Annotated in this window: 12 protein-coding genes and 1 pseudogene; 8 read left to right on the top strand and 5 right to left on the bottom strand. The window is 59.0% G+C overall.

What is annotated here, in order from left to right; translation table 11 throughout:
• Window positions 1–37: 37 nt before the first annotated feature.
• The 3 genes and pseudogenes from ACIPIJ_RS26830 to ACIPIJ_RS26820 form a co-directional block, all read left to right on the top strand.
• A pseudogene (locus ACIPIJ_RS26830) lies at window positions 38–802 on the top strand (MCP four helix bundle domain-containing protein); the annotation flags it as partial.
• Complete coding sequence (locus ACIPIJ_RS26825) at window positions 779–1,669, top strand: methyl-accepting chemotaxis protein (RefSeq protein ID WP_401082924.1); 891 nt, start codon at window positions 779–781, stop codon at window positions 1,667–1,669. The pseudogene ACIPIJ_RS26830 and the gene ACIPIJ_RS26825, both read left to right, overlap by 24 nt.
• A gap of 111 nt (window positions 1,670–1,780) precedes the next feature.
• Window positions 1,781–2,719, top strand: a complete 939-nt coding sequence (locus tag ACIPIJ_RS26820; protein ID WP_401082727.1) for a GntR family transcriptional regulator — start codon at window positions 1,781–1,783, stop codon at window positions 2,717–2,719.
• Window positions 2,720–2,724: 5 nt separating this feature from the next.
• Here ACIPIJ_RS26820 and ACIPIJ_RS26815 read toward each other — a convergent pair whose 3' ends face one another.
• From ACIPIJ_RS26815 to ACIPIJ_RS26800, 4 genes are all read right to left on the bottom strand, one after another.
• Entirely contained in the window at window positions 2,725–3,786 is a 1,062-nt protein-coding gene (locus ACIPIJ_RS26815) for an AbrB family transcriptional regulator (RefSeq protein WP_401082724.1), read from the bottom strand.
• A 7-nt stretch (window positions 3,787–3,793) separates the two neighbouring features.
• Window positions 3,794–4,429 (bottom strand): 3-oxo-tetronate 4-phosphate decarboxylase, encoded by a 636-nt coding sequence (otnC, locus tag ACIPIJ_RS26810; protein ID WP_110744482.1) that lies wholly within the window; start codon window positions 4,427–4,429, stop codon window positions 3,794–3,796.
• Window positions 4,426–5,697 (bottom strand): 3-oxo-tetronate kinase, encoded by a 1,272-nt coding sequence (otnK, locus tag ACIPIJ_RS26805; RefSeq protein ID WP_401082720.1) that lies wholly within the window; start codon window positions 5,695–5,697, stop codon window positions 4,426–4,428. The genes otnC and otnK overlap by 4 nt, the downstream gene beginning before the upstream one ends.
• A 129-nt stretch (window positions 5,698–5,826) precedes the next feature.
• Window positions 5,827–6,897 (bottom strand): isocitrate/isopropylmalate dehydrogenase family protein, encoded by a 1,071-nt coding sequence (locus ACIPIJ_RS26800; RefSeq protein WP_401082717.1) that lies wholly within the window; start codon window positions 6,895–6,897, stop codon window positions 5,827–5,829.
• A gap of 222 nt (window positions 6,898–7,119) precedes the next feature.
• Between ACIPIJ_RS26800 and rraA the strand changes: the two genes are divergently transcribed.
• The 5 genes from rraA to ACIPIJ_RS26775 all read left to right on the top strand — a co-directional run bounded on the left by rraA (window position 7,120) and on the right by ACIPIJ_RS26775 (window position 11,719).
• Window positions 7,120–7,611, top strand: coding sequence for a ribonuclease E activity regulator RraA (gene rraA / locus ACIPIJ_RS26795; protein WP_401082714.1), 492 nt, complete (start codon window positions 7,120–7,122; stop codon window positions 7,609–7,611).
• The gene (locus ACIPIJ_RS26790) at window positions 7,611–8,270 is read left to right on the top strand and encodes an aspartate/glutamate racemase family protein (RefSeq protein ID WP_110744478.1); all 660 of its coding nucleotides are present in this window, start codon (window positions 7,611–7,613) and stop codon (window positions 8,268–8,270) included. Before rraA ends, ACIPIJ_RS26790 begins: the two co-directional genes overlap by 1 nt.
• A 131-nt stretch (window positions 8,271–8,401) precedes the next feature.
• Window positions 8,402–9,145, top strand: a complete 744-nt coding sequence (phbB, locus tag ACIPIJ_RS26785) for an acetoacetyl-CoA reductase (RefSeq protein ID WP_110744477.1) — start codon at window positions 8,402–8,404, stop codon at window positions 9,143–9,145.
• Between the two features lie 116 nt (window positions 9,146–9,261).
• Window positions 9,262–10,593: a CitMHS family transporter gene (locus ACIPIJ_RS26780; protein ID WP_110744476.1), complete on the top strand. Its 1,332-nt coding sequence runs from the start codon at window positions 9,262–9,264 to the stop codon at window positions 10,591–10,593.
• 70 nt (window positions 10,594–10,663) lie between these two features.
• Window positions 10,664–11,719: a lactonase family protein gene (locus ACIPIJ_RS26775; protein ID WP_401082710.1), complete on the top strand. Its 1,056-nt coding sequence runs from the start codon at window positions 10,664–10,666 to the stop codon at window positions 11,717–11,719.
• Here the strand turns inward: ACIPIJ_RS26775 and ACIPIJ_RS26770 are convergent.
• Entirely contained in the window at window positions 11,716–12,606 is an 891-nt protein-coding gene (locus ACIPIJ_RS26770) for a LysR family transcriptional regulator (RefSeq protein ID WP_401082707.1), read from the bottom strand. The genes ACIPIJ_RS26775 and ACIPIJ_RS26770 overlap by 4 nt on opposite strands.
• Between the last annotated feature and the right edge of the window lie 18 nt (window positions 12,607–12,624).

Below are 12,624 nucleotides of genomic sequence, written 5' to 3'. Positions count from 1 at the left end.
TGCGATTCCCGTCCGGGAACAAAGGAACCTTGATTAGATGAACATCAGAATGATCGGTGTAGGACCGCGAGCTGCTATCGGCTTCGCGTGCCTGGCGCTGTTGAGCGTGCTGTTGGGCGCGTTTGCGCTGCAACAAATCCGCGTAGTACAGGCTGAGGCTCTGGATATCAAGGATAACTGGCTGCAGCGCGTTCGCGCCCTGGGTACGGCCAATGCCGCCTTGAATCGCTATCGAATGGGGTCGATGCAGCACATCCTTTCGGTTAGCCAAGAGCAGATGCAGACGTACGAAGAACGTACAGCAGGTCGCCTTCAGCAAGTGCGCGAACAAATGCAGCGATACGCCGGGCTGTTGCAAACCGAGCAAGAGCGTACCGGCCTCAAGGACTTTGTGCGTAGCCTTGAAACCTATGCAAAGCATCATCAGGCACTACTGGCCGTTTCGCGTACGGGCGACAAGGCAGGTGCACGTGCTTACCTCATGTCGGTGCGTGATGCTTACGATGAGATGACCCGCCAGTTCGACGCGTTGATCGAACAGGCTGATGAGGGCGCTCAGCGCGCCAACCTGCGATCGGAAACCGCGTATTCCAATGCGATCAAGGGAGTCGTGCTGGTGGTACTGTTGGTCTTTGTCTGCACCGGGTTGATCGCTTGGCTCCTTATCACCAGCATCACTGCACCCTTGCGGTCGGCGGTACAAATTGCCGAACGGGTTGCCGAAGCGGATCTGAGTCAGGTGATCGCGCCAACGGGTAACGATGAAGCGACGCGGTTGATGCAGGCCCTGAAGCGTATGCAGTCGAACCTGTTACAGACACTGCGACAGATCGATGGCTCGTCTACGCAGCTGGCAACAGCCGCCGAGCAACTTAATGCCGTTACCGAAGAGGGGCGGCGGGACAGTCACATGCAGCACAATGAGATCGAGCAGGCGGCTACTGCGGTCACCCAGATGACCAGCGCAACCGAGGAAGTCGCTCAGAGTGCGGCCATGGCCTCGCAGTTGGCACACGAGGCCCGTGAAACGGCGCTCCAAGGCAGGCAAAAGATGGAGGAGGCGCTGGCTTCGCTCAATGGTCTGATACGCGATGTGCTGGCCAGTGCCAGCCAGGTTGAAGGGCTTTCAGGGGCAGCGCAGGGGATTGGGCGGGTACTGGATGTTATCCGTACGATTGCCGAGCAGACCAACCTGCTTGCGCTCAATGCCGCGATCGAGGCTGCCCGTGCGGGCGAAGCGGGGCGGGGTTTTGCAGTGGTCGCAGATGAAGTGCGGGGCTTGGCTCACCGTACGGCAGAATCTACCCGCGAGATCGAAGCCATGATCACGGCGATGCAGCGGGAAACCGGGGCCGCAGTGCAGACCATGCACAACAGTACCAGCCGAACGCAGGAAACCTTGGCCCTGGCCGAGGCAGCCAGCGTCGCGCTGCAGGCGCTGCTATCTAGCAGCGAGCAAATCAATGAGCGTAATCAGGTCATCAGTTGTGCGGCGACCGAGCAGGCGCAGGTGGCCAGGAGCACGGACCGTAACTTGTTGGCAATCCGTGAGCTGTCGATACAGACGTCGGCGGGCGCCGCTCAGACCGCAGCGGCAAGCCAGTCGCTGGCCCACTTGGCGTTGGAACTCAATGAGCTGGTGCGACAATTTCGCATGGCGCCCCGTTAGCGGTGCCTGCCGCCTTGAGCAGGTTCTAGCGTATACTTGCATTTAACGGCGCCGATAATCAAAGGATTGGCTGCTGATCTCTCCGGTTTTACAACGTATCGGTTCAGGTATATGGCATCAAGCACCCTAGTCCAGCGCATTGTTTTTGACATAAAACACAAGATCCAGCTTGGCGAAATTACCACTGGAGCGCATTTGAGCGCGCAGAAAGTCGCTGATGACTTTCATGTGTCGCGCTCACCTGCTCGGGAGGCGTTGACGCTGTTGGCCGAGCAGGGCGTCCTGGAGCAGATTCCCAACCGGGGCTTTTTTGTAATTGGCATTGCTGACGGATTGACTGAAGCACTGGATGAGATCACGGCGACTGAAGAACCCCCAGAGTACTATCGGCTTTCAGAGGATTGGCTCAACGATGCAATTCCATCGGAAGTCACTGAGAAGTACCTGCGAGAGCGCTACGACCTGACCAAGTTTCAGGTCATCGATATTCTCAACCGAGCGGCGAAAGTTGGCTGGGCCGAGCCCAAGCCAGGTTACGGCTGGCGGTTCCTGGATGTGGCGAAAACCCCAGAGACGCTCCAGCAGATTTACAAGGTCCGGTCTCTGATCGAGCCTGCAGCTTTGCTCGAGAATGATTTTGCGTACGACCTCGATGTGCTCAGGCGTCTTAAAAAGGAGCAGAAGGACCTACTGTCCGGCGGCATCGACACGCTGCCGGCCGATGTCCTCATGAAGTCCGGTATCCGCTTCCACGAGGATTTGATCAAGTTGTCCGGCAACCCGCTGTATCACATGATCCTCAAGCAGCTGAACAACATGCGTCGCTTGCTGGAGTATCGCTCCATGATCGACCGCAAGCGCCTCTACACGCAGTGTGCCGAGCACCTTCGGATGATCGAGTTGGTCGAAGAAGGGAACAATCTGGAAGCAGCGCATCTGATGAAACGCCATCTCAGTGGTTCGCTCGCCCGCAAGTCGCCGATTCTGGAGCGCAGCAGGCCAACGGAGACGCCCGCGGAAACGGTCGAGGCGGGCGTTCCTGTTGCGTAAAGGCGCTAGTCCTGCTCTTGTTGCTCGTTCACGACGTCACCCTGGCGTGCCAGCCATAGCTTGAGCACAGGTTCTGCGCATAACATGACCACCACCAGGCGCATGATCTGCATAGCGGTCACCATCCCTGCTCCCAGGTGAAGGGCTTCAGCGGTAAGGTACATCTCAGTGCTGCTGCCCGGCATCATGCCCAGCGCCAATGACAGCACTGGCATACCTGTCAGCCAGCCGAAGCCCCAGGCGAACAGGAAAGTGCCAACGATCATCGACAGGGTAAAAATCACCACCTTCATCAGGTATAGCGGCGAACGACGGAAGAAGCCTCGATCGAAGAAGCTGCCCAGGGCACAACCAATCATCAATTGGCCATAGTGGCTCATCTCTACCGGGAGTGCTGTTCGCAGGTCGAACGCTGCCGTCAGGCCAGCGCACAGGGCCATCGGGCCGAACATCCACGGGTTCGGCAGGCCCATCCGTCGCCACAACACTGCCACCAACGCACCCCCTACCAACATGGGGCCGAGCCACTGCCACTGGGCTGCAGGGCGCAACGGTTCGGTTACGCCTGGGGTAACTTGCATCAACAGGAACATGGCGGCAGGCACGCTGAGCACGATCAGCACCAGGCGGATGCTATGAGCCGCAGCGATCTGACTGACGTCAGCGCGGTGGCGCATCCCCAGCTGGATCATTTCGGCAAAGTTTGCCGGCATGAAGGCGAAGTAAGCGGTCTTCAGGTCCATGCCCTGGCGCCGCATGAAGGCGATCCCGGCAAGGGCGAGTAACAGGGTAAGAAAGGCTGCCGCCAGCATCATCGGGAAATGGCGGACAATTTCATGGACTACAGGTTGGGTGAAATGCAGGCCGATGGAGGTGGCAATCATCCACTGGCCTGATTTACGTCCGTTTGGAATCTCGGCAATCAACCAGCCGCTGCAGCGGACGAAAATCACCGCTAGCATCGAGCCTATGATCCATGGCAGGGGCCAGTGCGCCGCACTGGCCAGAAGGGCGCCGATGATGCCTACCAGAGGTGTTGCCCACCAGGTTTTCAGGCTCGCAAACATGTGCCATTCACTTCAGAGGATAGAGGCGCCGCAGTTCGGCAATTTGCTCGGGGGTCAGGGTCTTGAACTTGTGCTGGAAGATCAGCAGGAACAACTGGGCGGTAGCCTCGAGTTCCTCGGTGGCATCTACAGCGGCGTTCAGGTCACTGCCCGCCACCACGGGGCCATGATGGGCCAACAGCATGGCGTGATGCTTGCTGGAAAACGAGCGGACTGCTTCTGCCAGGGCCGGATCCCCCGGGGCGTAATAGGGCACCAGCGGAAGTTTGCCGACGCGCATGGCGTAGTAGGCAGTAATCGCCGGCAGCAGGTCGTCCGGGTCCAAGCCATCCAGTACCGAGACGGCTACCGAGTGGGTGGAATGCAGATGCACGACGGCGCCACTCGTGGGGCGCTCTTGATACATGGCAAGGTGCAGCATCAATTCCTTGGAGGGCTTGTCGCCGCTGATGTGCCGGCCTTCCCAGTCTAGCTTGGTCAGTCGTGCGGGATCGAGTCGGCCCAGTGAGGAGCCGGTTGGCGTAAGCAGCCAGCCGTCATCCAGACGCACGCTGATATTACCTGTGCCCCCGTGGGTCAGGCCACGGTCGTACATGGACTTGCCGAGCAGGACAATCTGTTCCCGTTCCTTGTTCTCGTTCATGGCGCCAGCTCCAGGGCTTTGATGAAGAAGTTACGGGTACCGAAATTACCGGATTTAAGTGCCAGCGCTGTCGGGTGCTCACCCAGGCCAAGCGTCCATGGCACGCCCGGGTCGATAGGTGCACCGATTCTCAGTGCATCGACACCCAGCGCCTTCACTACTGCCCCGGAGGTTTCGCCGCCCGCGACAACGAAGATGTTCACGCCCAAGTTTCGTAGGCCCAGAGCAATCTGCGACAGGGCACGTTCGACAATTTCGCCGGCAGCGGCAATGCCAAGTCGCTCCTGAACTGCTTTGACTGTTTCGGGGCGAGCGCTGCCGTAGATCAGTACCGGTCCTTCAGCCAACAGTGGTTTAGCCCAGTCCAGCGCCTCAGTAATCTGGTCATGCCCGTCGGCGAGGCGCAGCGGGTCGAGCGCGAAGCTCGGACGACCACTCTGCTGCCAGTATTCGACCTGGCCGTTGGTCGCTACCGAGCAGCTACCGGACAGTACCGCCGAGTGACCTTCGATATGGGGTAGCTTGGCAGCGTGAGAAGCGCCAGGGAGCAGTCCTGCGCGCTTGAAGTTATCGGGTAGGCCGATGGCTACGCCTGAGCCGCCGGTGATCAATACATGGTCTGCGGCAGCTTCGCCGATAACCTTGAGGTCCAGGTTGTTGACAGCATCGACGATAGCATAGCCGCTACCATCGGCCTGGGCCTCGGCGAACGCCTGACGTACCGCGCCGGTGCCTTGATTGACGATGCTGTGGGGTATCAGGCTGACCTTGCGCTCGGTTTGCTGTTGCAGGACGCGCACCAGATTGGCATCAGTCATCGGCGTCAACGGGTGATGGCGCATGCCGGACTCACTGAGCAGTTCGTTACCAACGAACAGGTAGCCGTTGAAGAGCGTACGCTGGTTTTCCGGGAATGCCGGGCATGCGAGCGCAAATGGCGCGTTCAAGGCTTCAAGCAGGGCGTCTGCGACTGGGCCGATATTGCCTTGCGCGGTGGAATCGAACGTTGAGCAGTACTTGAAGAAGAACTGACGGCAGCCGGCCTGTTTGAGCCAGTCAAGTGCGGCTACTGATTCTTCGATGGCCTCGGCGGCGGGGAGGGTGCGGGACTTCAACGCGATGACCACGGCATCGACATCAGCGTCTATCGGGCCGTCGGGAACGCCTATCACCTGCAGCGTGCGCATGCCTCCGCGCACCAACATGCTGGCGAGGTCGGTGCCGCCGGTAAAGTCGTCGGCGATGCAGCCGAGTAAGGGTTGGGTCACGGGCAGTTTCTCCTGTGCAATTGTTGGGCGGCGTAAAACGGGTTCAACCCCGCAGGAGCGGGAAAAGCCGGCGACGACAGCGCATCGCCAGCTTGGTAGGTTCCTGCAGGATTTACGGCGTGCGGTAGATCAGCCGGCAATCACTGCTGCAACAGCTTCACCGAAGGCGGCGCAGCCCAGCTTGCCGCCGAGGTCGGCAGTGCGCTTGGCTGGATCTTCCAGTACAGCGTCCACTGCCTGCTCCATGGCCTTGCCCGCTTCGCCCAGCGCAGGCTTGCCGTGCTGCTCGCCCATCCACTGCAGCAGCATCGCCACCGAGAGAATCATCGAGACAGGGTTGGCCTTGTCCTGGCCGGCGATGTCAGGCGCCGAACCGTGCTGGGCCTGAGCGCAGCAGTGAATGTCGCTGGCCATCATCGAGCCGGCGAGGCCGAGGCTGCCGGACAGTTCGCTGGCCAGGTCGCTGATGATGTCGCCGTAGAAGTTGGTTGCAACCAGCACGTCGAAACGCTCAGGGCTGCGCACCAGGTGAGCGGTAGAAGCGTCGACCAGCAGGTCGTCGACTTTGACTTCCGGGAAGTCTTTGGCCACGTTGCGCACGCACTCCAGGAACAGACCATCGGTCATGTGGAAGCTGTTGGCCTTGTGGATCGCTGTGACCTTGCGGTTACGCTTCATGGCCAGCTCGAAGGCGCGACGGGCGATACGTTCGCTGCAGTGTCGAGTGATTTTGCGAGTCGACAGAGCCATGTCCGGCGATGGCATGACTTCGCCCCAGCCACGGGACATGTTGCGGTCCGGATAGAAGCCTTCGGTGGCTTCACGCATGATCACCAGGTCCATGGTCTTGCCAGGCTTCATGTTCGACTCGAGGAACGAACGGGTGCGCGCCGGGCGCACGTTGGCGTACAGGTCAAGGCCGATACGGAAGCCGGCGGAAACGTTGCGGCCACCTTTCTCCGGCGCTGGGTAGTCAGCATGTGACTGCGTGCCCAGGATGATGCCGTCGTAGGTCTTGGCTTTTTCCAGAGTCTCATCACGCAGGGTGGTGCCGTACTTTTCCAGGCTGACGAAGCCGACGTCGTCGTAGTCAAAGCTCAGGCCAAGATCAAATTTCTTGTTGGCAGCATGCAGGGCCGACATCGAAGATTCGACGATTTCAGGACCGATACCATCGCAGGGAAGAACCAGAATACGCATCACACTCTCCTAAGCATTTTTGTTCGTAGATAAAGCGGCTCGTCGCTACTCGCTAGGGTGTACGTTGCGGCGACGAAGTACAATCATCGAAGCGATTCGTTGCCGCCCCGATCGATGCTGTCCACTGGAGCAACCCGCTGCCGCCCCGGCCTTTGCATTTTATTGCATGTAAAACCAATATATGCAACATTTGTTTTGTCTAAACCTAGCGAAGGGGCTGCAATGAGCATCAAGACCACCGATCTGTGCGATGAGTTTGGCGCGAGTGCCAGAGTGCTTCTGCCGATTTTTCAGGACCTGGGCGGCAAACCTGACTTTCAGGGCCCGGCAGTCACGGTCAAGTGCTTCGAAGACAACTCGCGCATCAAGGAGCTGAGCTGCCAGGCCGGCGCGGGGAGGGTGTTGGTAGTGGATGGCGGCGGTAGCGACCGTTGTGCACTGTTTGGCGATCACATTGCCGAAGACTTGGTACGCAACGGCTGGGCGGGCGTGCTGGTGTATGGCTATGTGCGCGACAAGGCGGTCCTGCGCACCTTGCCGATCGCCATCAAGGCGCTGGGGGTGACCCCGGCCAAGTCGACCAAGCGCAATGAAGGCCAGGTTGGGCTGAGCGTGACGATTGCCGGCCAAACCATTGCCGATGGCGATCAGCTGTTTGCCGATGACGACGGCGTGCTGGTGCTTGATGCATCGCGCGTCCAGGGAGCCGCATAATGTCGACCAAGCGTGTTTTCCTTATTCACGCCACCCCAGTGGCGGTTGCGCCTATCAATGAAGCTTTTGCACGTTTGTGGCCTGAGGCCGAGCTGTGCAATTTGCTCGAAGATTCGCTGTCGCGCGATTTGCGAAGCGCAGGTTCCGTCACGGATGCACTGAAGCAGCGCTTTATGGCGCTTGCACGCTATGCGCGCGAGGCGGGCGCGGACGGAATCCTGTTCACCTGCTCGGCGTTCGGTGAGGCGATCAATGCGTGCAAAGCCAGCTTGGATATTCCTGTCCTGAAGCCCAATGAGGCAATGCTCGAAGACGCCTTGCAATACGGTGATCGGGTGGCGCTGCTGGCCACCTTCGCCCCGGCTATCGATTCGATATCCGAGGAACTGCACGAGGCAGCCGCGGCACGAGGCAAAAAATTGACCTTGCAACACGCCGTCTCGCCTCGGGCCATAGAAGCACTTCATCAAGGAGATGCGGCGCGCCATGATCAGTTGATCAGTGAAATGGTCCCGCCGCTCGCTGATGTCGATGTGATCTGTTTTGCTCAGTTTTCCATGACATCGGCCGCCTCGGCTTGTGCGGCGTTAACCGAGACGCCTGTGTTGACCACTCCCGACAGTGCGGTTTTGAAGCTCAAGCGGCTGTTGCAATCCTAAATAGCGACATATTGCACTTGTATTTACTGAAATGCAGATGCAAAGTGTGAGTCGTGCTTGCCAGGGGCATCCGCGCGTTCATGCGCGCATGCCCTCAGGCCCTCCGCGATATGAGAATAGAGGGGTGATTCATGACTAAACGCGTAGCTTACGTCACAGCCGGTATGGGCGGATTGGGTACCGCTATCTGCCAACGGTTGTACCGCGACGGTTTTACGGTAATCGTAGGCTGTGGCCCGGACTCCCCACACAAGGCAGACTGGCTTGCGGAGCAGCACCGAAGGGGCTTCGATTTCATTCCCTCGGAGGGCAATGTGGCCGACTGGCAGTCATGTGAGGCGGCCTTCGATCGCATCAAGCGCGAGATTGGGCCCGTCGATGTGCTGGTCAATAATGCAGGCACCGCTTGTAACGTAGTTTTTCGTGACATGCAGCCCGGGGATTGGGCGACAGTCATCGACACCAACCTCAACTCACTGTTCAACGTCACCAAGCAGGTGATTGAGGACATGGTTGCCAATGGATGGGGGCGGGTGATCAATATCTCCTCAGTCAACGCCCAGATTGGCCAAGTAGGCCAGGTCAATTACTCGACGGCAAAGTCCGCCATTCGTGGATTCACCCGGGCGCTTGCCCGTGAGGTCGGGGCGAGGGGCGTCACGGTAAATACGGTTTCTCCCGGTTACATTGCCACTCCCAAGCTCAAAGCGATCACCAGCACGACGCATATGGATCGCATCGTCCATGAGATCCCTGCGCGCCGGCTGGGCGCTCCAGAAGAAATTGCCGCGATCTGCTCCTGGCTTGCATCTGACGAATCGGCCTATGCCAATGGAGCGGACTTCTCGATCAATGGTGGCCTGCATATGAGCTGATCCACTTTGCAGCGATTAATCTACAGCTGCCGTTCACACGCTATCGCTGCTGCCCTTGATGCGCCTCACCGCGCTGACTCACAACAATAATTGTATTTTAAGTCAAGGTGATACAAATGCTGTCATTTCTCGGATACGGCATGATCGTGACCTTCATGGCCCTGATCATGACCAAGCGCCTTTCGCCCCTGGTGGCCATGACCACCGTACCGATCGTCTTCGCGTTGATTGCCGGCTTCGGGCCGGACATGGGCGACATGATGATCGAGGGCCTGCGCAAGGTCGCGCCGACTGCGATCATGGTGATGTTCGCCATCCTCTACTTCGGCCTGATGTTCGACACTGGGCTGTTCGACCCAATCATCAAGAAGTTCATCAAGCTGATTGGCGGGGACCCGATGAAAGCGGTGGTGTTCGCCGCGCTGCTGGCAGGTCTGGTGTCGCTGGACGGTGACGGCTCGACCACCTACATGATCACGGTCACTGCGATGCTACCGTTGTTCAAGCGGATGAGGCTGGACCCTCTGGCACTGACCTGCGTGGTAATTCTGGCTGCCAGTGTGACCAACCTGCTGCCATGGGGTGGGCCGCTCGCTCGTGCCGCTGCTTCCTTGCAAGTCGATACAGCAGACCTGTTCTTGCCGTTGATTCCGACACTCATCATCAGTTTCCTGGGTGTGCTGCTGCTGGCCTGGTTCATTGGTACCCGTGAGCGGCAACGGCTGGGCAGGCTCCCACAATCGCTGGGCTCGGCGGCCACTACCTTTGATGATGGCGACGGTGATGGCACCCCGGCATTGTCGGAGGAAAACGCCGAACTGCGTCGGCCCAAGCTATTTTGGCTCAACGCTGCACTGACCATTGCCTTGATGGCTGGCCTGGTCATGGAACTGTTGCCGCTGGCGATCCTGTTCATGGTGGCGTTCTCGATTGCGCTGGTAATCAACTACCCGCACATGCAAGACCAGCGCCGGCGTATCTCCGCGCATGCGCCCACGGCCTTGAACCAGATCGCGATCTTCCTGGCGGCCGGTATCCTGGCGGGCATTCTGTCGGGGACCGGGATGGTCGATGCAATGTCCAAGAGCTTCCTGAGCATGCTGCCGGCGGAATGGGGCCCTTATATGGCACCTATCACTGCACTGGCGAGCATTCCAGGCACGTTCTTCATGTCTAACGATGCCTTCTACTACGGCGTGTTGCCCGTGCTGGCCAAGGCTGCCGAGGTCTATGGCATCACCCACGCCGAAATCGGCCGGGCCTCGCTGGTCGGGCAACCGGTGCACTTGCTCAGCCCGTTGGTGGCATCGACTTACCTGCTGTGCGGGTTGGCCGGGGTCGAGTTCAGTGACCATCAGAAGTACACCCTGAAGTGGGCCTTTGCGCTGTGCCTGGTGATCATGCTGGTCAGCATGGCCTTTGGCTTGTTCCCTTGGCGTGCTGTCTGACAGCAGGCGAACAAACGGCGATCCTGGATCGCCGTTTCTTTAGGCTCTGATTAACTGAACTGGAGCGCTTATGTTTGCCTATGTAGGATCCCGCACCACTGAAGAACGCAACGCGCGCGGCATCGGTATCAGCGTTTACCGGCTGGATCAGGAGCGAGGCGTGTTGGAGCTGATTCAGCAAGTAGAGGATCTGGTTAATCCCTCGTTCCTGGCTGTAAATCGTGCGGGTGACCGTTTGTACACCGTGCATGGGGACCGTAGTGACGTCAGCGCTTTCAAAATCGACAACGCTAGCGGTTACCTGGAACTGCTCAATTCCCAGTGTTGCGAAGGCAAGAACCCCGTCCACCTCGCGCTGTCTGCGGATGAGCGGCATCTGGTGGTTTCCAACCACATCACAGGAACTTTGGCTGTGATGGAGGTTGACGATCAGGGCGCGCTTGGGTCGGTGGTACAACTCCTCGCCTTGGACGGGCCCCCAGGCCCACATCGTACGGAACAACCTTTTCCCAAGCCGCATTTCAATATCTTCGACCCCACCGGCCAGTTTGTGCTGGTGCCAGACAAGGGGCTTGATCGAATCTTCAGCTTCCGATTCGAGCAAGGACGCCTGACCCCGGCCGAGCAGCCGTTTGTGATCACTCGCGAAAATGCGGGCCCTCGGCATATTGCACTGCATCCGAATCTGCCTTGTGCATATGCCGTAAATGAACTCGACTCCAGCGTCACCACTTATGATTACGATGCGCAAACAGGCGGATTACAGGCCAGGCAGATACTCAGCCTGTTGCCGGAATACTTCACTGGGAACAGCCGTGCCTCGGAGGTCGAAGTTGACCGTACTGGCCGTTTCCTTTATGCATCGAACCGTGGGTATGACAGCATTGTGATGTTCGCCATCGATCAGGTTACCGGCTGGCTGAAGCTTATCGACTGGGTCCCCAGTGCCGGTGCTACTCCGCGATTCTTTTCGTTGACGCCGAATGGTCGTTTCCTGTTCGCGCTTAACGAGGACAGTGACACCCTCCAGGCTTTCGAGGTCTGCCAAGAGAGTGGCCGCCTGTCCGCCACCGGGCATGTGAACCACACCGGTAGCCCCGTTTGTATGGTGTTCGTCGGCGACTAGCGGCGCGGTTGGACCGGCATAGGCTTGCCAGTAACGAACTCGATGAAGCGCCTGTTGGCTAAGGAAAGGTGCTCATCTGCTCGCCAACATAAACTGAACTGCAAATGCTGGGGCGTTTCAAACGGCACGCTAACCAGGTTGCCAACGGCGTGAAGGTTGGATTTGAACACCGTTGTCGCACCTAGGCCCCGCAGTGCGGCCTGTAGCACCAATGGGGCGTCATTGCTCTGCAACACGGTGCAAAACGCAACCCTGTGCTGTTTGCAGTATTCATCGAGCATCAGGCGTTGCGCGAAACGTCCATCGAGCACCGCCATGGGCAGGCCCTGCAAGTGGTCGGCAGAGACAGCATCCAGTTTGGCCAGTGGGTGATCAGGCAGTACGCATAGCACAAGCTCGTCGGCATCGACCACGGCCGATTGCCAGTGCGGCTTGACCCGGCGGGCATTCATCAACGCAACGTCGATGTCGCGTGACTCAAGCCGCCAGTCCACCTCTTGGCCGCCTCCTTCAAACGCCTTGAAACGCACGCCCGGATACTGGGCGTGAAACTGCTCGAGCCACATCGGCAGGCGGCCCATACCGAACATGGGCGCAAATCCCAGTCTCACCTCGCCGCTTTGCAAATTGGCCAGTGAAGTCAGTTCCTGGCGGGCTGCTGCCAATTCCTGAAGCATGAGGTCGACTCGCTCGAGAAACCTTGCGCCCTCCGCTGTGGCCGTCACCCCGCGAACACTGCGGTCAAACAGCGGCACCCCTAACTCATGCTCAAGCCGAGCGACTGCCATGCTGAGGGCCGATTGTGCAACGTGCGAATGCTGTGCGGCACGAGTGAAACTGCCGGTGCGAGCGACTTCGACTGCGTATTTGAGGGCTTTCAGGTTCATTGTGTTAGCGGGAGCTCA

Origin of the sequence: Pseudomonas sp. NPDC087185, from assembly GCF_044744955.1 — a bacterium.
In the GTDB taxonomy this organism is placed as follows: domain Bacteria; phylum Pseudomonadota; class Gammaproteobacteria; order Pseudomonadales; family Pseudomonadaceae; genus Aquipseudomonas.
Note: the sequence above shows the minus strand (reverse complement) of the source record. Positions and strands in the feature narration are given on the sequence as shown.